Source organism: Actinokineospora iranica, assembly GCF_900101685.1.
In the GTDB taxonomy this organism is placed as follows: Bacteria; Actinomycetota; Actinomycetes; order Mycobacteriales; family Pseudonocardiaceae; genus Actinokineospora; species Actinokineospora iranica.
The window spans coordinates 420,852-441,665 of the sequence record NZ_FMZZ01000003.1; the positions used below are offsets into that span (position 1 = coordinate 420,852).

Annotated in this window: 21 protein-coding genes and 1 rRNA gene; 20 read left to right on the top strand and 2 right to left on the bottom strand. The window is 71.6% G+C overall.

Annotated features, from left to right (window positions below; all coding sequences use genetic code 11):
* Nucleotides 1–9: 9 nt before the first annotated feature.
* The 8 genes from metK (at nt 10) to BLS56_RS32735 (ending at nt 7,701) form a co-directional block, all read left to right on the top strand.
* Nucleotides 10–1,191 (top strand): methionine adenosyltransferase, encoded by a 1,182-nt coding sequence (metK, locus tag BLS56_RS09795; RefSeq protein ID WP_091449700.1) that lies wholly within the window; start codon nt 10–12, stop codon nt 1,189–1,191.
* A gap of 160 nt (nt 1,192–1,351) precedes the next feature.
* Nucleotides 1,352–1,747: a DUF5313 family protein gene (locus BLS56_RS09800; protein WP_228771507.1), complete on the top strand. Its 396-nt coding sequence runs from the start codon at nt 1,352–1,354 to the stop codon at nt 1,745–1,747.
* A gap of 30 nt (nt 1,748–1,777) precedes the next feature.
* Nucleotides 1,778–3,847 carry a primosomal protein N' gene (locus BLS56_RS09805; protein ID WP_091449636.1) on the top strand — a complete coding sequence of 690 codons (2,070 nt, stop codon included), beginning with the start codon at nt 1,778–1,780 and terminating at the stop codon, nt 3,845–3,847.
* A gap of 324 nt (nt 3,848–4,171) precedes the next feature.
* The gene (def, locus tag BLS56_RS09810; RefSeq protein ID WP_091449637.1) at nt 4,172–4,717 is read left to right on the top strand and encodes a peptide deformylase; all 546 of its coding nucleotides are present in this window, start codon (nt 4,172–4,174) and stop codon (nt 4,715–4,717) included.
* Nucleotides 4,717–5,643: a methionyl-tRNA formyltransferase gene (fmt, locus tag BLS56_RS09815; RefSeq protein ID WP_091449638.1), complete on the top strand. Its 927-nt coding sequence runs from the start codon at nt 4,717–4,719 to the stop codon at nt 5,641–5,643. Before def ends, fmt begins: the two co-directional genes overlap by 1 nt.
* Nucleotides 5,640–7,067 carry an RsmB/NOP family class I SAM-dependent RNA methyltransferase gene (locus BLS56_RS09820; RefSeq protein ID WP_091449639.1) on the top strand — a complete coding sequence of 476 codons (1,428 nt, stop codon included), beginning with the start codon at nt 5,640–5,642 and terminating at the stop codon, nt 7,065–7,067. The genes fmt and BLS56_RS09820 overlap by 4 nt, the downstream gene beginning before the upstream one ends.
* Entirely contained in the window at nt 7,064–7,582 is a 519-nt protein-coding gene (locus BLS56_RS09825; protein ID WP_091449640.1) for a flavoprotein, read from the top strand. Before BLS56_RS09820 ends, BLS56_RS09825 begins: the two co-directional genes overlap by 4 nt.
* The gene (locus tag BLS56_RS32735) at nt 7,579–7,701 is read left to right on the top strand and encodes a hypothetical protein (RefSeq protein WP_267463901.1); all 123 of its coding nucleotides are present in this window, start codon (nt 7,579–7,581) and stop codon (nt 7,699–7,701) included. Before BLS56_RS09825 ends, BLS56_RS32735 begins: the two co-directional genes overlap by 4 nt.
* Here BLS56_RS32735 and BLS56_RS09830 read toward each other — a convergent pair.
* A complete protein-coding gene (locus BLS56_RS09830) occupies nt 7,677–8,147 on the bottom strand; it encodes a DUF2690 domain-containing protein (protein ID WP_091449641.1) in 471 nt (156 codons plus the stop codon). The genes BLS56_RS32735 and BLS56_RS09830 overlap by 25 nt on opposite strands.
* Nucleotides 8,148–8,379: 232 nt before the next feature.
* On the opposite strand from BLS56_RS09830, the gene BLS56_RS09835 reads away from it, so the two are divergent.
* Both BLS56_RS09835 and BLS56_RS09840 read left to right on the top strand, forming a co-directional pair.
* The gene (locus BLS56_RS09835; protein ID WP_228771508.1) at nt 8,380–9,576 is read left to right on the top strand and encodes a cytochrome P450; all 1,197 of its coding nucleotides are present in this window, start codon (nt 8,380–8,382) and stop codon (nt 9,574–9,576) included.
* A 24-nt stretch (nt 9,577–9,600) separates the two neighbouring features.
* Complete coding sequence (locus BLS56_RS09840; protein ID WP_091449642.1) at nt 9,601–10,209, top strand: TetR/AcrR family transcriptional regulator; 609 nt, start codon at nt 9,601–9,603, stop codon at nt 10,207–10,209.
* A gap of 21 nt (nt 10,210–10,230) precedes the next feature.
* On the opposite strand, the gene BLS56_RS09845 is transcribed toward BLS56_RS09840, so the two are convergent.
* A complete protein-coding gene (locus BLS56_RS09845; protein WP_194957324.1) occupies nt 10,231–10,665 on the bottom strand; it encodes an NUDIX domain-containing protein in 435 nt (144 codons plus the stop codon).
* A 220-nt stretch (nt 10,666–10,885) separates the two neighbouring features.
* Here BLS56_RS09845 and argC point away from each other — a divergent pair, with 220 nt between their 5' ends.
* The 10 genes from argC to BLS56_RS09895 form a co-directional block, all read left to right on the top strand.
* A complete protein-coding gene (argC, locus tag BLS56_RS09850; protein WP_091449644.1) occupies nt 10,886–11,905 on the top strand; it encodes an N-acetyl-gamma-glutamyl-phosphate reductase in 1,020 nt (339 codons plus the stop codon).
* Nucleotides 11,905–13,077, top strand: a complete 1,173-nt coding sequence (gene argJ, locus BLS56_RS09855; RefSeq protein ID WP_091449703.1) for a bifunctional glutamate N-acetyltransferase/amino-acid acetyltransferase ArgJ — start codon at nt 11,905–11,907, stop codon at nt 13,075–13,077. The genes argC and argJ overlap by 1 nt, the downstream gene beginning before the upstream one ends.
* Complete coding sequence (gene argB, locus BLS56_RS09860) at nt 13,074–13,967, top strand: acetylglutamate kinase (RefSeq protein ID WP_091449645.1); 894 nt, start codon at nt 13,074–13,076, stop codon at nt 13,965–13,967. Before argJ ends, argB begins: the two co-directional genes overlap by 4 nt.
* On the top strand, nt 13,964–15,154 hold the full coding sequence (locus tag BLS56_RS09865; protein ID WP_091449646.1) for an acetylornithine transaminase: 1,191 nt from the start codon (nt 13,964–13,966) through the stop codon (nt 15,152–15,154). The genes argB and BLS56_RS09865 overlap by 4 nt, the downstream gene beginning before the upstream one ends.
* 3 nt (nt 15,155–15,157) lie before the next feature.
* Nucleotides 15,158–16,078 (top strand): ornithine carbamoyltransferase, encoded by a 921-nt coding sequence (argF, locus tag BLS56_RS09870; RefSeq protein WP_091449647.1) that lies wholly within the window; start codon nt 15,158–15,160, stop codon nt 16,076–16,078.
* A complete protein-coding gene (locus BLS56_RS09875; RefSeq protein WP_091449648.1) occupies nt 16,075–16,590 on the top strand; it encodes an arginine repressor in 516 nt (171 codons plus the stop codon). The genes argF and BLS56_RS09875 overlap by 4 nt, the downstream gene beginning before the upstream one ends.
* A 70-nt stretch (nt 16,591–16,660) precedes the next feature.
* The gene (gene argH / locus BLS56_RS09880; protein WP_091449649.1) at nt 16,661–18,088 is read left to right on the top strand and encodes an argininosuccinate lyase; all 1,428 of its coding nucleotides are present in this window, start codon (nt 16,661–16,663) and stop codon (nt 18,086–18,088) included.
* Between the two features lie 67 nt (nt 18,089–18,155).
* The gene (locus tag BLS56_RS09885) at nt 18,156–18,785 is read left to right on the top strand and encodes a DNA-3-methyladenine glycosylase (protein WP_091449704.1); all 630 of its coding nucleotides are present in this window, start codon (nt 18,156–18,158) and stop codon (nt 18,783–18,785) included.
* Between the two features lie 49 nt (nt 18,786–18,834).
* Entirely contained in the window at nt 18,835–20,109 is a 1,275-nt protein-coding gene (gene tyrS / locus BLS56_RS09890) for a tyrosine--tRNA ligase (protein WP_091449650.1), read from the top strand.
* Nucleotides 20,110–20,676: 567 nt separating this feature from the next.
* Nucleotides 20,677–20,814: ribosomal RNA gene (locus tag BLS56_RS09895) — 16S ribosomal RNA — on the top strand; the annotation flags it as partial.

A 20,814-nucleotide genomic window follows, 5' to 3' on the forward strand; every position in this document is an offset into this window, starting at 1 on the left:
AGCCGCAGGCTGTTCACTTCGGAGTCTGTCACCGAAGGCCACCCGGACAAGATCTGTGACGCGATCAGCGACTCGGTGCTCGACGCGCTGCTGTCGAAGGACCCCCGGTCTCGGGTAGCCGTGGAGACACTGGTGACCACCGGCCAAGTCCACGTCGCGGGCGAGGTGACCACCGAGGCGTACGCGGACATCCCCAGCATCGTCCGCGACGTCATCCTGCGCATCGGGTACGACTCGTCGGCCAAGGGCTTCGACGGCAACTCCTGCGGCGTCAACGTCGCCATCGGCGCGCAGTCGCCCGACATCGCCCAGGGCGTGGACACCGCGCACGAGACCCGGGTGGAGAACGCCTCCGACGAGATCGACCGGCAGGGCGCGGGCGACCAGGGCCTGATGTTCGGCTACGCCTGCACCGACACCCCGGAGCTGATGCCGCTGCCGATCGCGCTGGCGCACCGGCTTTCCCGCAGGCTCACCAAGGTCCGCAAGGACGGCGTGCTGCCCTACCTGCGGCCGGACGGCAAGACCCAGGTGACCATCGAGTACGACGGCGACAAGCCGGTCCGCCTCGACACCGTGGTCGTCTCCAGCCAGCACGCCGACGGCGTCGACCTGGAGAAGCTGCTCGGCGTGGACGTGCGCGAGCAGGTCGTGCTGCCCGAGCTCGCCGAACTCGACCTCGACACCGCCGACGTGCGGCTGCTGGTCAACCCGACCGGCCGGTTCGTCATCGGCGGCCCGATGGGCGACGCGGGCCTGACCGGCCGCAAGATCATCGTCGACACCTACGGCGGCATGGCCCGCCACGGCGGCGGCGCGTTCTCCGGCAAGGACCCGTCGAAGGTGGACCGCTCCGCGGCGTACGCGATGCGCTGGGTCGCCAAGAACGCGGTCGCCGCGGGCCTGGCCTCGCGCATCGAGGTGCAGGTCGCGTACGCCATCGGCAAGGCCGCTCCGGTCGGCCTGTTCGTGGAGACCTTCGGCACCGAGAACGTCGACCCGCTCAAGATCCAGGCCGCGGTCCGCGAGGTCTTCGACCTGCGTCCGGCCGCGATCATCCGCGACCTCGACCTGCTGCGCCCCATCTACGCCCAGACCGCGGCGTACGGCCACTTCGGCCGTCCCGAACTGGACCTGCCGTGGGAGCGGACCGACCGCGCCGACGACCTCAAGCAGGCCGCAGGCGCCTGAGGCGACCCCCGTCGCGGGCCGTCACCCTCCCCGGGTGGCGGCCCGCGCCGCGTTTCACCCCGGCTCCACCGGCTACCCGACAGGGGAGAGGTGATGCCCTGTGCGCGGTAAGCGGAACACCAGCGGACAACCTGTCACGCGCGGCCCTAACATCAGCCCGGTGAGCCTGAAGCGGCCGAGTCCCCTGCTGTGGCTGCGGTACGCCGTCGGCGGCACGCTGCCCGACGAGTACCGGCACTGGGTGCTGTGGGACCTGAGCAGCCGGACGTGGGTGCTGCGGCACTTCACGCGGGTGATGGTCCTGTTCTTGCCGCTGTGGCTGCTGCTGCTCGTCCCCGGCCCGCTGTCGCTGCGGCTGTCGATGATCGGCCTGGGGTACATCACCGGCCTGTACTTCTCGCTGTCGTTCATGGAGGACGCGGCCGAGCGCAGGCTCATCAAGCACGGCTACCCGGCGGGCCTGAACCGGCGCATCCGCGAAGAGGCGGCCGCGCACGACCGCGCCGAGATCGTCGCCATGTACGCCGCCTACCTCGACGAGCCCCGCCGGGAGTGAGCGTCGGTCCCTTCTGGTAGACCAGCCGTCATGCCCGACCCCGACGCGCTGTTCCAGGTCGAGGTCGCCGCCCCGGTGAAACCGCAGGCCAAGACCAGACCCACGGACAAGGCCACACGGCCTGCCAAAGGCAGACCAGCCCCGGCGGCCGAACTCCCGGTCGCCCGCGTCTATGTCGATGTGCCCTTGGCGCACCTGGACCGGACCTACGACTACCTGGTGCCCGCCAAGGCCGACGCCGAGGCGAAACCGGGCTGCCGCATCCGGGTCCGCTTCGCCGGGCAACTGGTCGACGGATACCTCCTGGAGCGAGTCGCCGAATCGGATCACACCGGCACCCTCCAGTTCCTCGACCGCGTGGTCTCCCCGGAACCGGTCCTCACCCCCGAGGTCGCCCGCCTGTGCCGAGCCGTCGCCGACCGCTACGGCGGTACCATGATCGACGTCCTGCGCCTGGCCATCCCACCCCGCCACGCCCGCGTCGAGGCAGAGGAACCACCCCCGCCCGCCCCCCGCCCACCCACACCGGACCCGGCGGGCTGGGCCCGCTACCCCCGTGGCGCGGCGTTCCTCGACGCCGTCCGCGCGGGCCGCCAAGCCCACGCGGTCTGGCAGGCCCTCCCCGGCGAAGACTGGCCCCAGCGCCTGGCCGAAGTCGCCACAACGGCGGCGTCAGCGGGCCGAGGCGCGGTCATCGTCGTCCCCGACCACCGCGACGTCGCCCGCGTCCATGCCGCCTGCGTCGCCCTGGCAGGCGAAGACGCCGCAGTCGCCCTGTCAGCGGACCTAGGCCCCGCCAAGCGCTACCGCTGCTGGCTGACCGTGCGCCGAGGCAGCGCCCAGATCGTCGTCGGCACCCGAGCCACCGCCTACGCCCCCGTCACCAGCCCCGGCGCCCTGATCGTCTGGGACGACGGCGACGACCAGCATTCCGACCCCCGTTCCCCCTACCCCCATGTCCGCGACGTCCTGATCCAACGCGCCCGCCTCAGCGGCGCCGCTGTCCTCGTCGCCGGTTTCGCCCGCACCGCCGAGGCCCAACTCCTGGTCGACTCCCGCTGGGCCCCGGAGATCGTCGCCACCCGCGACCAGGTCCGCGCGGCCGCCCCCCGGGTGACCGCCATCGGCGAACACGACAGCCAGCTGGCCCGCGACCCAGCCGCCCGCACCGCCCGTGTCCCCTCAGTGGCCTTCGACGCCGCCCGCACGGCGCTGTCGGCAGGCCACCCGGTCCTGGTGCAGGTGCCCCGCCGAGGCTATGTCCCCGCCCTGACCTGCCAGGACTGCCGCACCCCCGCCCGCTGCCGCAAGTGCGCCGGGCCCCTGGGCCTAGGTCAGGCCAGCGCCCCCGCCTGCCGCTGGTGCGCCGCCACCGATGCCAACGTCAAATGCGCCAACTGCGGCTCCAGGAAACTCCGAGCCACCGTCATCGGCGCGAAGCGGACAGCGGAAGAGCTGGGCAGAGCCTTCCCCGGCTACCCGGTCCGCACCTCCGGCGCCCAAGAGGTCCTCGCCACGGTCGACGCCCGCCCAGCCCTGGTAGTGGCCACCCCCGGCGCGGAACCGGTCGCGGAGGACGGCTACGGCGCAGCCCTACTCCTGGACGGCTGGGCACTCCTCAACCGAGCCGACCTAAGAGCGACAGAAGAAGCCCTACGCCGCTGGATGACCGCCGCAGCCCTGGTCCGCCCCGCCACCCAAGGCGGCCGAGTAGTGGTCATGGCTGAATCAGCCACCACACCAGTCCAGGCACTGGTCCGCTGGGACCCGGTATGGCACGCGGGCATCGAACTGGCGGCCCGCACCGAGCTCGGCTTCCCCCCAGCCGTCCGCATGGCCTCCGTAGACGGCCCCCCCGCAGCCCTAGCCCGCTTCCTGGACGACTTCCCCCTACCCCCCACAGCGGAAATCCTCGGCCCAGTCCCCCTGGGCACCCCACCCCCAGACGGCCAAACACCCCGAGAACGAGCCCTGATCCGCGTTAACCGCACTCACGGCAAAGACCTGGCCACAGCCCTGTCCAAAGCCCAAGCCATCCGCACAGCACACAAAGACCCAGACCCACTACGCGTCCAACTAGACCCACTAGACCTCATCTAAGAGACAAAGCCCTACCCCCAGCCCCCGACCCAAACCCCCAGCCCCAACAAGGCGCCTATCGCCCGCCAAGTGCTGGATCGGGTGGAGTGGTTTCTTTGGGGGAGAAGGAAGATCGCCAAGCTGGCCGCGCGTGTGGTGCCGCGGGCTTCCCACCCTCTTTCACACGGGCGATCTTCCTTCGTAGGGGCCCCGAAGAAACCACTCCACCCGATCCAGCCCACCCCAACGCAACCACCCGACCAACCACCCACCCCACCCAAGCCCACCCACAGAAGCCCCAGAAAGCCCCGCATAGACTGCACGGCACAGCGAGAAAGGACCCCTATGACCGTCCAGCAGATCCGGCTATTCGGAGACCCCGTGCTGCGCACGCCCGCCGCCGAGGTCACCGACTTCGACCAGGAACTGCGAAACCTGGTCCGGGACCTCTGGGACACCATGGAAACCCAAGGCGGCGCAGGCCTCGCGGCCCCCCAACTAGGCGTAGGCCTCAGAGTCTTCACCTACCACTGCGACGGCGCGGCAGGCCATCTGATCAACCCAGTCTGGACAGCCCTGGACGAAGAGATCCAAGACGGCCAAGAGGGCTGCCTCTCCATCCCTGGCATGTACTGGGACTGCCGCAGGCACCGCAATGTCGTGGCCCGAGGCTGGAACATGCACGGCGAGCCAGTCGAGATCCAAGGCTCGGATCTCCTGGCCCGCTGCATCCAGCACGAGACCGACCACCTCGACGGCGTCCTGTTCCTGGACCGACTAGACGACGAGACCCGCAAGCAGGCCATGCGCGAGATTCGCCGCGCCCCCTGGTTCACCGGCGCCGCTCCCACGATCAAGCAGAGCCCGCACCCCCTCTTCGGAGCGCGCTGATGCGGCTGGTCTTCGCGGGCACGCCCGAGGTGGCGCTGCCCTCGCTGCGCGCCCTGCTCGATTCCGATCACGAGGTGGCCGCCGTCGTCACCCGCCCCGACGCCCCAGCGGGCCGAGGCAGGCACGTGGTGCGCTCTCCGGTGGGCGCGCTCGCCGACGAGCACGGCATCGAGGTGCTGACCCCGGCGAAGGCGTCCGACCCGGATTTCCAGGCGCGGCTGCGGGAGATCGCCCCCGACTGCTGCCCGGTCGTGGCCTATGGCGCGATCCTGCCCCAGTCCGCCCTCGACATCCCCCGGCACGGCTGGGTCAACCTGCACTTCTCGGTGCTGCCCGCGTGGCGTGGCGCGGCCCCGGTGCAGGCGGCGGTGTGGCACGGCGACGAGATCACCGGGGCCAGCACGTTCCGGATCGTCAAGGAACTCGACGCGGGCCCGGTGTTCGGTGTGCTGACCGAGCCGATCCGCCCCGACGACACCGCGGGCGCGCTGCTCGACCGGCTCGCCGAGGCTGGCGCGGGCCTGTTGTTGTCCACTGTGGACGGAATAGCCGACGGTTCGCTGACCGCCGTCGAGCAGCCCGCGGACGGGGTCAGCTTCGCGCCCAAGATCAGCGTGGAGGACGCCCGCGTGGACTTCACCGCGCCCGGCCTCGCCGTCGACCGCCGGGTCCGCGCGGTGACGCCGGAACCCGGCGCGTGGGCGGAGTTCCGCGGTGAACGCGTCAAGCTCGGCCCGGTGTCCCGGGCCGAGTCCGAGATCGATCTCGAACCTGGTGAGTTGCTGGTGGAACGCAAGCGTGTCCTGGTGGGCACGGCGACCTGGCCCGTCCGTCTCGGCGAGGTCCAGGCGCAGGGCAAGAAACGAATGCAGGCCGCGGATTGGGCCCGCGGCACGCGCATCGAGGCGGGGGAGCGGCTGACGTGACCCAGCCCGGCAAGCGCTCGCACCGACCCTCGCGGCCCCAGCGGTCGCACCCCCCGAAGCGGCCGGACGGGCCCGCGCGCCCACCCGCGGACGACCCGGCGCGCCGGGCCGCCCTCGACGTCCTGCGCGCGGTCCGCGCCGAGGACGCCTACGCCAATCTGGTGCTGCCCAAGCTGTTGCGCGAGCGCAAGATCTCCGGCCGGGACGCCGCGCTGGCCACCGAGCTGACCTACGGCGCCTCGCGCGCCATGGGCCTGCTCGACCAGATCATCGCCGAGTGCGCGGACCGGCCGCTGTCCAAGATCGAGCCGGTGCTGCTCGACGCGCTGCGCCTGGGCGCCTACCAGCTGCTGCGCACCCGCATCCCCTCGCACGCCGCGGTGGCCTCCACGGTCGACCTGGTGCGCCGCGACCTCGGCTCGCGGGTCACCGGGTTCGCCAACGCGGTGCTGCGCAGGGTCGCCGAGCGCGACGAGTCCGCCTGGCTCGACCAGCTCGCCCCGGACGCTGAGGAAGACCCGGTCGGGCACCTCGCCGCCCGCACCTCGCACCCGCGCTGGATCGCCCGCGCGTTCGCCGACGCCCTCGGCACCACCGGCGATGAGCTGGCCGACGCGCTGCGCGCAGACGACGAGCGCCCGACCGTGCACCTCGTCGCCCGCCCCGGCGAGGTCAGCGCCGACGAGCTGGCCGCGATGACCGGCGGCGACCCGGCCCCCTACTCGCCTTACGGCGTGCGGCTGGACGCGGGCGCTGGCGACCCCGGCGACCTGGAGCCGGTCCGCGAGCGGCTGGCCAACGTCCAGGACGAGGGCAGCCAGCTCTGCGCGCTCGCGCTGACCCGGCCGGAGGTCGAGGGCCCCGACGAGCGCTGGCTCGACCTGTGCGCTGGCCCCGGCGGCAAGGCCACCCTGCTCGGCGCGCTCGCCGCGCTCAACGGCGGCACCCTCGACGCGGTCGAGCAGGCGCCGCACCGGGCGAAGCTGGTCGAGCAGATCACCTGGGGGCTGCCGGTCACCGTGCACGTCGCCGACGGCCGCGACCCCGGCCTGCCGGGCGGGTACGACCGCGTGCTGGTCGACGCCCCCTGCACGGGCCTGGGCGCGCTGCGGCGCAGGCCGGAGGCGCGCTGGCGGCGGCAGCCCGGCGACGTCGGCGACCTGACCAAGCTGCAGCGTGAACTGCTGGTCAGCGCGCTCGGCCTGGTGCGTCCCGGCGGCGTCGTGGCGTACGTGGTGTGCTCGCCGCACCTGTCGGAGACCGAGGGCGTGGTGGCCGACGTGGTCCGCAAGACCGGCGCGACCCCGATCGACGCGCGCGAGTTCTTCCCCGGTGTGCCCGGTCTCGGCGACGGCCCCTACGCGCAACTCTGGCCGCACCGCCACGGCACCGACGCCATGTTCTGCGCGCTTCTGCGGCGATGAGCCGGGGCGTCCTGGGCCTGGTCAGCTCGGCGGGCGGCGGCCTCGACCATCGGCTGCGGGTCGAACTCGCCGTCCCGGCCGCGCGCCGGGGCTGGCGGCTCGCGATCACCTTCACCCCCACCGCCGGGCGCTGGATGGCGGCGGCGGGGGAGACGGCGCGGTTGCAGTCGCTGACCGACCTGCCGGTGCGCAGCGCGTCCCGGCTGCCCGCAGAGCCCAAGCCGTACCCGATCCCGGACGTGTTCCTGTTCGTGCCCGCCACCGCGAACTCGCTGGCCAAGCTGGCCTTGGGCATCGCCGACAACCAGGCCATCACCGCCCTCGTCGAGGCGATGGGGACCCCGGGTGTCCCGGTGATCGTCCGCCCGCAGGCCGACCCGGCCCAGCGCGCCCACCCGCGCTGGGAGGAGCACCTGGAGACGCTGCTGCACGCGGGCGTCCACATCGCCGACGGCCCGGCGGAACAGCCCTGGGGCCCGCTGCTCGACCTCGTGGACACCGTCGCCGCGCCGTGACCCGGGCCACCGGCCGCGTCGACGGAATCCAACCCCGGCTGTGGCGGGCGCAGGCCCGACGGCTCGCCGAGCCGTCGGGCCTGCGCTGTTCGGGTCAGTACGAGCCGGTGGTCGCGTAGGCGGTGTTCGCGCCGTAGTCCGCGTGCCCCCGCGCGAACGACGTCACCCCCGAGTCGTTGACCTGCGGCGTGTAGCAGCCGCGCGCGCCGCCCGGGATCGCGCAGCCGTACTCCCGGCCGTCGCTGTTGCGGTGGACGGTCGCGCCGCCGCAGTAGTCCGCGCCCGGCACGCAGTTGGGCATGTTCTGCGTGGTCACCCTGGCCCACGCGGTCCGGCAGCGCGGGCTGTACCGCAGTTCGACGTACACCCGGGTGACGCCGCCGATCGCGCCGTAGGCGTCCCGGGCGGTGATCGCGTCCGCAGCGCAGCCGGTCGCGATCGGGTCCGTGCCGTCGACGGCCACCGTCGCGGGCTCGGCGCCGGCCGTGCCCGCCCCGCCGAGCAGCAGCCCCGCCGAGGCGACGAGGGCAGCGGTGATCGCACTGAGTTGATGGATCGTTCTCATGACTTCCCCTTATGGGCTCAACAGGTCCACCCCCACGACGGGCCTGCTCTCCCATGGAAGGGCAGTGGGTAGGCGAATCGGTACGCCCTTCAGTCGGACGAGCTACCCCAGGTGGGTGTGGCCGAAAGGTGGTAAACGATGTGATGGGGGTCTCATTCTGTCGGTCTCACCACGCTTTCGATAGATCACTATCATTTTCTTGGGGGACTTTCCCGTGATGGTTGGAGGTCGTGTGACTGAGACACCAGTGCTGCCCGTGTACATGCGCCGGAACGGATTCGATCCGGCGCGGGAGCTCGCGGACTTGCGCGACGGCCAAGGCGTCGCCCTGGTCGACTCGCCGTTCGGCCACCCGGTGTGGCTGGTGACCCGGCTCGCCGATGTGCGCCAGGTCCTGGGGGACGCCACACGGTTCGGCAACACCGATCTGCCGCTGCTCCGGATGCCGGGTGCGCCCAGCTTCACCGAGCAGGAGAAGGCGGCCATGCGCGCGGGCAACCTGCTCGCCTTCGACCCACCCGACCACACCCGGCTCCGGAAGTTCCTGACTCCGGAGTTCACCGTCCGCCGGATCAGGCGGCTCGAACCGCGCATCGCCGAGATCGTCGCCGACCACATCGACGCGATGGCGCGCACCGGCCCGCCCGCCGACCTGGTGGCCGACTTCGCCCTGCCGGTTCCGTCGCTGGTGATCTGCGAGCTGCTCGGCGTGCCCTACGCCGACCGCGACGAGTTCCAGGGCCACGCCAGCAGGCTGCTCGACGTGTCCGCGCCGATCGGGGAGCGGCTGGCCACCCAGCGCGCGGCCCGGGCGTACATGGCCGAGTTGGTCGCCAGGGCCATGGCCGAGCCCGGCGACGACCTGCTGGGGATGCTGGTCCGCGAGCACGGCGACGACCTGAGCGCGGACGAGCTCGCGGGCATCGGCAGCCTCTTGCTGGTGGCGGGCCATGAGACCACGTCGAACATGCTCGGCCTCGGCACGCTCGCCTTGCTCGAACACCCCGACCAGGTGCGGCTACTGCGCGCGGAGCCCGAGCGGATCGTTGACGCGGTCGAGGAGCTGCTGCGCTGGCTCACCGTCGTCCACACTGGCGTGGCGCGGTGCGCGACCGAGGACACCGAACTCGGCGGCAAGGCCATCGCCAAGGGCGACCTGGTCGTCTGCTCCCTGCCCGCGGCCAACCGCGACTCCGCCGTCCTGGCCGATCCCGACGCGTTCGACATCACCCGGGGCAACACCGGCCACGTCGCCTTCGGCCACGGCGTCCACCACTGCATCGGCGCGCCGCTGGCCAGGATGGAGATGCGCATCGCGTTCCCGGCGCTGCTGAACCGGTTCCCGGCGCTGCGGGCGGCAGGCCCAGAGGTCGACTTCCGCGGTCACCAAATCGTCTACGGGCTGGCCTCCTTCCCCGTCACCTGGTGAATCCGGTTTGTTAGCGTTCGCCCGGTGCAGGAACAGCCGCGCCGGGCCGACGCGCGACGCAACTTCGACCGCATCGTGCGGGCGGGGATCGCGGCGTTCGAGGACCTCGGCGCCGCGGTCCCCCTGGACGAGATCGCCCGCCGCGCGGGCGTGGGCATCGCCACCGTCTACCGGCTTTTCGGCGGCAGACAGGGCATCGTCCACGCCGCGTTCGAGACGTTCTTCGCAGAAGAGATCGAATCCCTGGCCCTGGCCGCCCGCGACGCCGACGACCCCTGGGAGGCCCTCACCCACGCCCTGAGCGCCACGGTCGAACGCCTCACGGCCCATCGCGTCCTGCTCGCGGTGGCCCATGAAGCGGGCGCGGTGACGGTCCACATCGCCGAGCGCTACCTGGGCCCGCTAGGCCCTCCGCTGGCCGCCGCCCAAGAGGCAGGCCAGGTGCGCCCGGACCTGGTGGTCCGCGATCTGGCCGCCATCCTGGTCATGGCCCTGTCCACCACCCGCATGGCCGATTCCGCCACCGCCGGCCGCCGCCGCTACCTGGCCATCCTGTTCGACGGAATCCGCCCAAGCCCCCGTCCCCTACCCCCAGTGAATTGCGGCAAGAGCCATCCCGACCAGGCGCATTGACCGCCTAGGCCGGACGCCCGCTCACGCTGGGCCGACCCGGTGCGCCGACCAGCCTGAGGGTGCGGCCGTGCCCCACCACAGCGCCAGGAGGACCGCCGACGCCGGAAAGAGAGGACTCGGGAGCGCGTCCCGCGCGACCCAGGTCCACTCCGCGAACACGTGCGGCTCCCGCACGACCGGCGTCCCGCCGCCACGGCCTGCCACTCCCACGGTGACGCCGCTTCCGTCCAACCGCACCGCGAGCGCGAACACCGAGGGATCGCCCACCGCCAGACCGGCCTCCTCGTCGGCTTCGCGGGCCGCGGCCGACTCGAACGTCTCGCCCGCCTCTAGGTGCCCGCCGGGCAGACACCAGGTCTCCCGCTCTCCGGCCTTCACCCGACGGCCGAGCAGAACACGGCCCGCTGAATCGAGCAGAACAGCGCCGACGCCGACAGCGGGGCGGGGGCCGCTCATCGGCCCGCGCGGTGGTGCCAGTTGATCATCCTGGCCACGATACCCGGGCTTGCCCGCGTCACACGTGGCGTTTGTCGCCGTTCGTCGGGAATCACCATTTACCGATTGGCAGGTAGCGTGGGTGTGGGCACCGCCGCTCGAACGCCGCACACCAGTGTCCGGGGCGTTCCTCGCCGATACCCGGTTGAGTGAGTTTGCATCGCAGTGCATAATCATCCATATGACGATTCGGATCGCGGTCGCAGGCGCCAGCGGATACGCCGGAGGCGAGCTGCTCCGGCTGCTGCTCGCCCATCCCGACGTCGAGATCGGCGCGCTCACCGCTGGAGGCAACGCCGGTTCCCGACTCGGGGAGCATCAGCCGCACCTGCTCCCGCTGGCCGACCGCGTGCTGGCCGAGACCACCGCGGCGGCCCTGGACGGCCATGACGTCGTCTTCCTCGCCCTGCCGCACGGCCACTCCGCGGCCATCGCCGCCGAGTTGGCGCCCGGCACCCTGGTCGTCGACTGCGGGGCCGACCACCGGCTGACCGACCCGGCCGACTGGGACCGCTGGTACGGCGGCGAGCACGCGGGCCACTGGCCCTACGGCCTGCCCGAGCTGCCCGGCGCCCGCGACATCCTGCGGTCCGCCACCCGCGTCGCGGTCCCCGGCTGCTACCCCACCGTCAGCACCCTCGCCCTCGCCCCCGCTGTCCAGCACGGCTTGGTCGAGCCGGAGGTCGTCGTCGTCGCGGTGTCGGGGACCTCGGGGGCGGGCAAGAGCCTCAAGCCGCACCTGCTCGGCTCCGAGGTGATGGGCTCGCTGCGCGCCTACGGCGTCGGCGGCGCGCACCGGCACACCCCGGAGATCACCCAGAACCTCAGCGTCGTCGCGGGGAAGCGGGTCGCGGTGTCGTTCACCCCGGTGCTGGCCCCGCTGCCGCGCGGCATCCTCGCCACCTGCGGCGCCCGGCTCACCGGCTCCGACGACCCGCGGTCGGTGTACGAGAAGGCGTACGCCGACGAGCCGTTCGTCCACCTGCTGCCCGAGGGCCAGTGGCCGACGACCGCTGCCGTGCTGGGCTCCAACGCCGTGCAGCTTCAGGTGACCGTCGACGCCGACCTGGGCCGCCTTGTGGTCGTCGCCGCCGTCGACAACCTGACCAAGGGCACCGCGGGCGCGGCCGTGCAGTCCATGAACATCGCGCTCGGCCTGCCGGAGACCGCGGGCCTGTCCACCGTGGGGGTCGCGCCGTGATCGACCGCGACCAGGGCGTCACCGCGCCCCAGGGGTTCCGGGCGGCCGGTGTCGCCGCGGGCATCAAGCCAAACGGCAAACCAGATCTCACACTCGTCGTCAACGACGGCCCGTCGGCCGCGGCCGCGGGCGTGTTCACCCGCAACCAGGTCAAGGCCGCGCCGGTGCTGTGGTCCCAGCAGGTGCTGACCACCGGCTCGCTGCGGGCCGTCGTGCTCAACTCCGGCGGAGCCAACGCCTGCACCGGGCCCGCCGGCTTCCAGGACACCCACGCCACCGCGGAGAAGGTCGCCGACGTGCTCGGCATCGGCGCGATCGACGTGGCGGTGTGCTCCACCGGGCTCATCGGCGAACGCCTGCCCATGAACGCCGTCCTGGCGGGCGTGGACCTCGCGGTCAAGGAACTCGGCCGCGGCGCCGAGGCGAGCCTCGCCGCCGCGACCGCGGTCATCACCACCGACACGGTCGCGAAGCAGGCCGCGCTCACCCACGCCGACGGCTGGACCGTGGGCGGCTTCGCCAAGGGCGCGGGCATGTGCGCGCCGAACATGGCCACCATGCTCAGCGTCATCACCACCGACGCCGTGGTCGCGAGGTCCACTGTGGACGAGACGCTGCGCGCGGCCGTCGAGTCCACCTTCAATCGGCTCGACGTCGACGGCGGCACCTCCACCAACGACACCGTGCTGCTGCTGGTCTCCGGCGCGGCAGGCGTCGAGGCCGGTCCCGAGGACTTCGCCGCCGCGGTGACCGCCGTCTGCGCCGATCTCGTCGCCCAACTCCAGGCCGACGCCGAGGGCGTCACCAAGCACGTCACGGTCACCGTGCGCGGCGCGGCCACCGCCGCCGAGGCCGTCGCCGCCGCCCGCGCGGTCGCCCAGGACAACCTGTGCAAGACCGCGTTCTTCGCGGGCGACCCCAACTGGGGCCGCATCGCGATGGCCGTGGGCAACGCGCCCACCGAGTTCGACCAGCACAAGCTGGACATCACCGTCAACGGCGCCGCCGTCTGCCGCGCGGGAGCCCGCGCGGCCCACCGGTCCGAGGCGGACCTGAGCGGCCGCGACATCCTGGTGGAGATCGACCTCCACGCGGGCGAAGGAGTGGGCACCATCCTCACCACCGACCTCTCGCACGGCTACGTCGAAGAGAACAGCGCGTACTCGTCATGACCGGGGCGAACGGGGCAGCGGAGAAGGCTGCCGTCCTGGTCGAGGCGCTGCCCTGGCTGCGGCGGTTCCACGGCGCGCTCGTCGTGGTCAAGTACGGCGGCAACGCCATGATCGACGACACGCTCAAGCGCGCGTTCGCCGAGGACATGGTGTTCCTCCGGCTCGCCGGTCTGCGCCCGGTCGTCGTGCACGGCGGCGGCCCGCAGATCAGCGCCATGCTCGGCAGGCTCGGCATTCCCGGCGAGTTCAAGGCGGGCCTGCGGGTGACCACGCCGGAGACCATGGACGTCGTCCGCATGGTCCTGACCGGACAGGTCAGCCGCGAACTCGTCGGCCTGATCAACGAGCACGGCCCGCACGCGGTCGGCATCTCCGGCGAGGACGCCCACCTGTTCACCGCCGAGCGCCGCACCGCGACCGTAAACGGCGAAGAGGTCGACCTCGGCCTGGTCGGCGACGTCGTGGCCGTCAACCCCGACGCGGTGCTCGACATCGTCCGCGCGGGCCGCATCCCGGTGGTGTCCACTGTGGCCGCCGACCGCGACGGCCGCACGCACAACGTCAACGCCGACACCGCCGCCGCCGCGCTCGCCATCGCGCTCGAAGCCCGCAAACTCGTCGTCCTCACCGACGTCGAGGGCCTGTACGCGGACTGGCCGGACCGTTCCTCGCTGCTGCACGAGATCCGCGCGAGCGAACTGGCGAAACTGCTGCCGGACTTGGAAAGCGGCATGGTCCCGAAGATGGAGGCGTGCCTGCGCGCGGTCATCGGCGGGGTCCCGCGCGCGCACGTCATCGACGGCAGGCTCGCGCACTCGGTACTGCTCGAAGTGTTCACCAGCGGCGGCGTCGGCACCATGGTGCTGCCGGATGAGGGGGAAGAATCATGATCACGTCCAATGTGGACGGACAGCGGCGGTGGCGGGCCGCGGTGATGGACAACTACGGCACGCCCGCGATCACCCTCGTGCGCGGCGAGGGCGCGCACGTCTGGGACGCCGACGGAAACCGCTACCTCGACCTGGTGGCGGGCATCGCCACCAACGCGCTCGGCCACGCGCACCCGGCCGTCGTCGCCGCGGTCACCGCGCAGGTGGCCACCCTTGGCCACACCTCCAACCTCTACGTCAACCCGGTCGCGGTCGAACTGGCCGACGCCCTGCTCGACGTGGCCGGGCTCGCGGGCAACGCCAAGGTGCTGTTCTGCAACTCCGGCGCCGAGGCCAACGAGGCCGCGTTCAAGCTGACCCGGCTCACCGGCCGCGGCAAGGTCATCGCCATCGAGGGCGCGTTCCACGGCCGCACCATGGGCGCGCTCGCGCTCACCGGGCAGCCGCCCAAGCGCACCCCGTTCGAGCCGCTCACCCCAGGCGTCACGCACGTCCCGTTCGGCGACATCGAGGCCCTGCGGTCCGCTGTGGACAGCGACACCGCCGCGGTGTTCCTCGAACCGGTCCTCGGCGAGGGCGGCGTCGTCCCCGTCCCCGACGGCTACCTGCAAGCCGCCCGCGAGATCACCGCGGCGGCTGGCGCGCTGCTCGTCCTGGACGAGGTGCAGACCGGCATCGGCAGGCTCGGCAGCTGGTTCGCCTTCCAGCAGGCAGGCATCACCCCGGACGTGTTCACCCTGGCCAAGGGGCTCGGCGGCGGCCTGCCGCTGGGCGCCTGCGTCGCGGTCGGCGCGGCGGCAGAGCTGTTCGCCCCCGGCCACCACGGCACCACCTTCGGCGGCAACCCGGTCAGCGCCGCCGCTGGCCTCGCCGTGCTGCGCACCATCGCAGCCGACGGACTGCTCCAGCACGTCGCCGCCATCGGCAAGGACCTCGCCGCGGGCATCGAGCAGCTCGACCACCCGCTGGTCGCGGGCGTGCGGGGCACCGGCCTGCTGCTCGGCGTCGCGCTCACCGCACCCGTGTCAGCCGCTGCCGCCGCCGCGGCGGCCAAGGCCGGATACCTGGTCAACAACGTCCAGCCCGACGCGCTGCGGCTCGCCCCGCCGCTGATCCTCACCGAGGAACAGGCGGGCGAGTTCGTCGCCGCGCTGCCCGCGATCCTCGACACCGCACAGGAGTCCTGAGCCATGGTCCGGCACTTTCTGCGCGACGACGACCTCACCCCCGCCGAGCAGCGCGAGGTCCTCGACCTCGCCAAGGCCCTCAAGGCCGCGCCGCTGTCGCAGCGGCCGCTCGAAGGCAAGTCCGTCGCCGCGATCTTCGAGAAGAACTCGACCCGCACCCGCCTGTCCTTCGAGGTCGGCGTGGCCCAGCTCGGCGGCCAGCCGATCATCGTCGACGGCCGCACCATGCAGCTCGGCCGCGAGGAGACCATCGAGGACACCTCCCGGGTCCTGTCCCGCTACGTCGACGTCGTCGTCTGGCGCACCTACGCCCAGAAGCGCATCGAGGCGATGGCCTCGGCGTCCCGGGTCCCGGTGATCAACGCGCTCACCGACGAGTTCCACCCCTGCCAGGTCCTCGCCGACCTGCAGACCATCGAGGAGCGCCACGGCACGACCGCGGGCGTCACCGCCACCTACCTCGGCGACGGCGCGAACAACATGGCGCACTCGCTGATCCTCGGCGGCGCCACCGCCGGGATGCACGTGCGCGTGGTCGCCCCCGAGGGCTTCCTGCCGCAGCCCGACGTCGTCCTCGACGCCAAGCACCGCGCCGCGGAGACCGGCGGCAGCGTCACCATCCTCACCGACCCGCACGCCGCGGTCGACGGGGCCGACGTCCTGGTCACCGACACCTGGACCTCGATGGGCCAGGAGAACGACGGCCGCGACCGGGTCAGCTCCTTCCGCAAGCTCCAGGTCAACGCCGAGCTGCTGGAGCGGGCAGCGCCGGGCGCGATCGTGCTGCACTGCCTGCCCGCCCACCGCGGCTGGGAGATCACCGACGAGGTGCTCGACGGCCCGGCCAGCGCGGTGTGGGACGAGGCGGAGAACCGGCTGCACTCGCAGAAGGCCCTGCTCGCCTGGCTGGTGACCCGGTCATGACCGCGTCGGCCACCACCCGCGCCGCCCGCCAGGCGCGCATCGTGGAGCTGGTCTCCGAGCGCGCCGTCCGCAGCCAGACCGAGCTCGCGACCCTGCTCGGCGCGGAGGGCATCGAGACCACCCAGGCCACCCTGTCCCGCGACCTCGACGAACTCGGCGCGGTCAAGCTGCGCGGCGCCGACGGCGGGGCCGCGGTCTACGTCATCCCCGAGGACGGCAACCCCGTCCGCGGCGTCCAGGGCGGCACTTCGCGGCTGACCAGGCTGCTCAGCGAGCTCCTGGTCTCCGCGGACTGCTCAGGCAACCTGACCGTCCTGCGCACCCCGCCCGGGGCGGCGCAGTTCCTGGCCAGCGCGATCGACCGGGCCGCCCTCATCGACATCGTCGGCACGATCGCGGGCGACGACACGGTGATGGTGATCTGCCGGGAACCGGTGACCGGGCAGCAGATGGCCAACCGCTTCATGGCGATGGCCGCGCGCACCAGCTCCGACTCCGCGAAATCCGAATGACGTACTGTTTTTCCGAGCACCACTCCGAGTACCACATTGTCGAGTACCACATTGTCGAGAAAGGACACTCGTGACCGAGCAGGGACCCACCGCGCTGTGGGGTGGGCGGTTCAGCTCAGGGCCCGCGGAGGCCATGGCCGCGCTGAGCCTGTCGACCCATTTCGACTGGCGGCTGGCGCGCTATGACATCGCCGGATCGCGGGCCCACGCCCGAGTCCTCACCCGCGCGGGACTGCTCACCGACGACGAGCTTCGCGGAATGCTCGCCGCGCTGGACGTCCTGGAGGCCGACGTGGTCTCCGGCGCGTTCACCCCCGTCGTCGCCGACGAGGACGTGCACACCGCCCTGGAGCGTGGGCTCATCGAGCGTGCCGGAGCCGACCTCGGCGGCAAGCTGCGCGCCGGTCGCTCCCGCAACGACCAGATCGCGACGCTGTTCCGGATGTACCTGCGCGACGCCGCCCGGGTCGTCGCGGGCGGCACCCTCGACGTGGTCGAGGCGCTGCTGTTCCAGGCCCAACTGCACCCCGACGCCGCGATGCCCGGCCGCACGCACCTGCAGCACGCCCAGCCGGTGCTGCTCGCCCACCACCTGCTCGCCCACGTCCAGTCGCTGCTGCGCGACGTCGACCGGCTGCGCGACTGGGACGCCCGCGCCGCGGTCTCGCCGTACGGGTCCGGCGCGCTCGCCGGGTCCTCCCTCGGTCTCGACCCGGCCGCGATCGCCGAGGAACTCGGCTTCGACGCGCCCGCGGAGAACTCCATCGACGGCACCGCGTCCCGCGACTTCGCCGCCGAGTTCGCCTTCGTGGTCGCCATGCTCGGCGTCAACCTGTCCAGGATCGCAGAAGAGGTCATCATCTGGACCACCGCGGAGTTCTCTTACGCCACCCTGGACGACGCGTGGGCCACCGGCAGCTCGATCATGCCGCAGAAGAAGAACCCCGACGTGGCCGAACTGACGCGCGGCAAGTCCGGGCGGCTCATCGGCAACCTCACCGGCCTGCTCGCCACCCTCAAGGCGCAGCCGCTCGCGTACAACCGAGACCTGCAAGAGGACAAGGAGCCGGTGTTCGACTCGGTCGCCCAGCTCGAACTCCTGCTGCCCGCGCTCGCCGGGATGCTCTCCACGCTCACCTTCGACACCGAGCGGCTGGCCGCGCTCGCCCCCGCCGGGTTCACCCTCGCAACCGACATCGCCGAGTGGCTGGTCCGCGAGGGCGTGCCGTTCCGGATCGCGCATGAGGCGGCGGGCGACTGCGTGCGGCGCGCCGAGGCGCGCGGCGTCGGCCTCGACGAGCTGACCGACGCCGAGTTGGCCGAGGTCAACCCCGCGCTCACCGCGCGCGTGCGCGAAGTGCTCACGGTCGCCGGTTCCATCGCCTCCCGCGACGCGTACGGTGGCACCGCGCCGTCGCGGGTGGCGGAGCAGCGGGACCGCGTCGTGCGGCGGATCGAGGAGTACCGGGCGTGGTCGGAGCAGGTCATCCGGAAGTAGCCCCTCCGGCAGGCTTCTCGTCGGCGACAGCCACGTTTACCGGGAAGGCGGTAACGCTGTGCGGTTGATGACCCGCGCCGAACTAGCCGTCGACCCGGTAGACGCGGCCAAGATCCTCTTGGGCGCCACTCTCGAATCCGACAGCCCCGAGGGCCGTGTCCAAGTCCGGATAGTCGAGGTCGAGGCTTACCGGGGCGCAGATGACCCCGCTTCGCACTGCTACCGGGGACAGACGCCGCGCAACGAGGTCATGTTCGGGCCCGCGGGCCACCTCTACGTGTACTTCGTCTACGGAATGCACTTCTGCGCGAACGTGGTCTCTCTCACCGACGGCGTTCCCGGCGCGGTCCTGGTGCGGGCGGGCGAGGTCGTCTCCGGACACGACCTCGCCCACCGCCGCCGCCCCGCGTCCCGGTCCGCCGACGACCTGGCCAGGGGGCCCGCCAAGCTCACCGGCGTGCTGGGCCTGCACCGCCACCACAACGGCGTCGACCTGACCGACCCCGCCTCCCCGGTGCGCCTTCTCGCGGGCGATCCCGTGCCGCCGAAGTCCGTTCGCGTCGGTCCGCGAGTCGGCGTTGCGGTAGCGGCCGACACCCCCTGGCGTTTCTGGATAGACGGTTCCCCGGCAGTCAGCGCCTACCGGCGCGGCGGTAAGCGCGGAATTGTCCGCGACGCGCCCAACCTGACGAGGTGACCCCAAACCCGGTGGTCGGGCCCGGTGCGGGCGGGGGAAGATGGGGGCCGTGAGTGAACACATCCTCGATGAGCTGTCCTGGCGCGGCCTGATCGCGCAATCCACCGACCTCGACGCGCTGCGCAAGGATCTCGACTCGGGACCACTCACCCTCTATGCCGGTTTCGACCCCACCGCGCCAAGCCTGCACGCGGGCAACCTGGTCCCGCTGCTGATGCTGCGCCGCTTCCAGCGCGCGGGGCACCGGCCGATCGTCCTCGCGGGCGGCGCGACCGGCATGATCGGCGACCCGCGCGACACCGGGGAGCGCGCGCTCAACACCACCGACGTGGTCGCCGAGTGGGCGAGCCGCATCCGCGGCCAGCTGGAGCGGTTCGTCGACTTCGACGCCTCGCCCACCGGCGCGGTCGTGGTCAACAACCTCGACTGGACCCGGGACATGCCCGTCCTCGACTTCCTACGGGACGTCGGTAAGCACTTCTCGGTCAACGTGATGCTGGCGCGGGAGACGGTCAAGCGCCGTCTTGAGTCCGACGGCATGTCTTACACCGAGTTCAGCTACCTGTTGCTCCAGTCTCAGGACTACCTGCGCCTGCACCGCGCGCACGGGTGCAAGCTCCAGGTAGGCGGCTCCGACCAGTGGGGCAACATCATCGGCGGCGTGGACCTGGTTCGGAAAGTCGACGGCGCGTCCGTGCACGCGCTTACCGCCCCACTGGTCACCGACGCCGAGGGACGCAAGTTCGGCAAGTCGACCGGCGGCGGCAACGTCTGGCTCGACCCGGAGATGACCTCGCCGTACGCCTGGTACCAGTACTTCGTGAACGTGGGCGACGCCGACGTCATCCGCTACCTGCGGCTGTTCACCTTCCTGGATCGCGAAGAGATCGACGCGCTGGAGCGCGACACCGCCGAGCGGCCGCACCTGCGGGCGGCCCAGAAGCGCCTGGCCGAGGAGTTCACGACGCTGGTGCACGGGGAGCGGGAGACCAACCAGGTCGTGACCGCCAGCCAGGCCCTGTTCGGCCGGGGCGACCTCGCCGACCTGGACCTGTCGACTCTGGACGCCGCCATGGCCGAGGCCCCCACCGGCGAGGTCAGGCTCGCCGACGAGCCCACCATCGTCGACCTGCTCGTCGCGGCGGGCCTGGCCGAGAGCCGCGGCGCCGCCCGGCGCACGGTCAACGAGGGTGGCGCCTACGTGAACAACGCCAAGGTCGCCGACGAGGCGTGGACCCCGTCGAAGGAAGAGCTGCTGCACGGCAAGTGGCTTGTCCTGCGCCGGGGCAAGCGCAACACCGCGGGGGTCGAAGTGCGGGTATGAGCCCGTCTGGGTGGTCCTGCCGTGGCCGTCGATCCTTCGGGATCGGCGGCCACGGCTGTTTCCGCAGGTCAGAGGGCTGTACGAGATCCAGCGAAGAAACTGTACGTGATCGCGGTCACATTCACACCGTCGATTGGGTGGGTTACGTTGGTCTTGAACCCCGACGCAGGGGTGTTGACCTGCGGTTTCCCCTTGCCGCAGGCACCTGGGGGCGCGATTTGACCCCGGGTTTCCGGGCGTGTAACTTTCTACCTGTCAGCGCGACACGGGCCGGAAAAACCGGAACGAGCGCAGGCCGCAGAGGGGCCGCGAACCAAGCTCCCACCGGTGGTGGTAGAGTGGGCGACCTCGGAGATCGAGCAAAAAGCTTAGAAGCAATATCAGCCTTGGATGAGGTCGCCTTGTTTGGCGGTTGATTCGGATGTGCGTGTGTTGTTTGAGAACTCAACAGTGTGCCGATTTAAGCCAGTAGAGCTTGAATGATTGAACCCCTTTTGTGGGTTCCTTTGAGATGATGGATTGATGCCAGTTTTTGGTGTCGTTTGTCAGGATGTGCCAAACAATTCATTATTGGAGAGTTTGATCCTGGCTCAGGACGAACGCTGGCGGCGTGCTTAACACATGCAAGTCGAGCGCTGAAGCCCTTCGGGGTGGATGAGCGGCGAACGGGTGAGTAACACGTGGGTAATCTGCCCTGCACTCTGG

Bases quoted from the DNA above. Each gene is read 5' to 3' on its own strand.
- BLS56_RS09830 (WP_091449641.1), bottom strand. From the start codon at position 8,147: ATGAGAACGATCCATCAACTCAGTGCGATCACCGCTGCCCTCGTCGCC.
- BLS56_RS09845 (WP_194957324.1), bottom strand. From the start codon at position 10,665: ATGAGCGGCCCCCGCCCCGCTGTCGGCGTCGGCGCTGTTCTGCTCGAT.
- BLS56_RS09865 (WP_091449646.1), top strand. From the start codon at position 13,964: ATGATCACGTCCAATGTGGACGGACAGCGGCGGTGGCGGGCCGCGGTG.
- BLS56_RS09825 (WP_091449640.1), top strand. From the start codon at position 7,064: ATGAGCCGGGGCGTCCTGGGCCTGGTCAGCTCGGCGGGCGGCGGCCTC.
- argF (WP_091449647.1), top strand. From the start codon at position 15,158: ATGGTCCGGCACTTTCTGCGCGACGACGACCTCACCCCCGCCGAGCAG.
- argC (WP_091449644.1), top strand. From the start codon at position 10,886: ATGACGATTCGGATCGCGGTCGCAGGCGCCAGCGGATACGCCGGAGGC.
- def (WP_091449637.1), top strand. From the start codon at position 4,172: ATGACCGTCCAGCAGATCCGGCTATTCGGAGACCCCGTGCTGCGCACG.
- fmt (WP_091449638.1), top strand. From the start codon at position 4,717: ATGCGGCTGGTCTTCGCGGGCACGCCCGAGGTGGCGCTGCCCTCGCTG.
- BLS56_RS09875 (WP_091449648.1), top strand. From the start codon at position 16,075: ATGACCGCGTCGGCCACCACCCGCGCCGCCCGCCAGGCGCGCATCGTG.
- BLS56_RS09805 (WP_091449636.1), top strand. From the start codon at position 1,778: ATGCCCGACCCCGACGCGCTGTTCCAGGTCGAGGTCGCCGCCCCGGTG.
- argB (WP_091449645.1), top strand. From the start codon at position 13,074: ATGACCGGGGCGAACGGGGCAGCGGAGAAGGCTGCCGTCCTGGTCGAG.
- BLS56_RS09885 (WP_091449704.1), top strand. From the start codon at position 18,156: ATGACCCGCGCCGAACTAGCCGTCGACCCGGTAGACGCGGCCAAGATC.